Raw genomic sequence first — 849 nt, forward strand, 5'->3', positions numbered from 1 at the left:
CATCTTTGCGTTCGAAATGGAGCTGACAAAAATAATTAAAGCTGATTGCGGCCGCCAGCAGCACAACCGTAACCACGAGCATGAGAGCTATCGCCATTCTGCTCGTCAGTGACACTTTTCCCATCAGTACGGTCCTGGTTAGGCCATCAAGCACAAAAAAGCAGGTGGGGCACCCCCCACCTGCTTCGATCATTGTTACTCACACCCTCATATCCTATGCTGCGTCTGGATTTTCGCCATTTTGCGAGTGGTCGGCTTTGGCGGCCCCCATCATCTCACGACACTCTTTCATCATTCCACGCATGTCACCCATCATTTCCATATGCTTGTCGCCGCTCATCATGCCGGTTTCTGAATGGCTTTGGTCCGCTTTATCTGCCGCTGCGAAACTCAGTCCGCTCGCCAAGGTGATTGCGATTGCTGTAACGGTGATGGCCTTTCGCATGTTAAATCTCCAAGTTCAGTGGGTTATTCGCTTTTGATTAACAAGGTGTTTTCGCCAACGTTGGGCTCCTTGGGCTTGTCGCACTTACCGCTAGACATATGCTTCATGCATACGACCATCATCAACAAGCAGGGCAAGAGAAAGAGCAGGCTTGGCAGCGTTGTTGCCAACGCCGCAGTGCTTTGGTTCAGTAGCATGTAGCCAACCACAGCTGCGGTTAACCCCGTTACGACCGGATTGCGCTGCAGTACGCTTTTAATCTTGGATATTATGCTGCTCATCTAACTATCCCTCGGATATTAAGCTTGGCAGATTAGCCATTGTTCACGCCAACTGGGGTGCTCAGGAACTCTACCGTATGGATCTTCCCGTCGGGGGTCTTGACCTTCATCTCATACGTCTGG

Annotated in this window: 2 protein-coding genes; both read right to left on the reverse strand. The window is 50.9% G+C overall.

Going from position 1 to position 849, the window contains the following annotated elements; all coding sequences use genetic code 11:
- Positions 1 to 214: 214 nt before the first annotated feature.
- Positions 215 to 445 (reverse strand): hypothetical protein, encoded by a 231-nt coding sequence (locus QKY98_RS23495; RefSeq protein ID WP_003292646.1) that lies wholly within the window; start codon positions 443 to 445, stop codon positions 215 to 217.
- Positions 446 to 468: 23 nt separating this feature from the next.
- Positions 469 to 726, reverse strand: coding sequence for a DUF2933 domain-containing protein (locus QKY98_RS23500; protein WP_017642860.1), 258 nt, complete (start codon positions 724 to 726; stop codon positions 469 to 471).
- Positions 727 to 849: the final 123 nt, after the last annotated feature.

Source organism: Pseudomonas sp. HR1 (assembly GCF_030175875.1).
Lineage (GTDB): Bacteria > Pseudomonadota > Gammaproteobacteria > Pseudomonadales > Pseudomonadaceae > Chryseomonas > Chryseomonas oryzihabitans.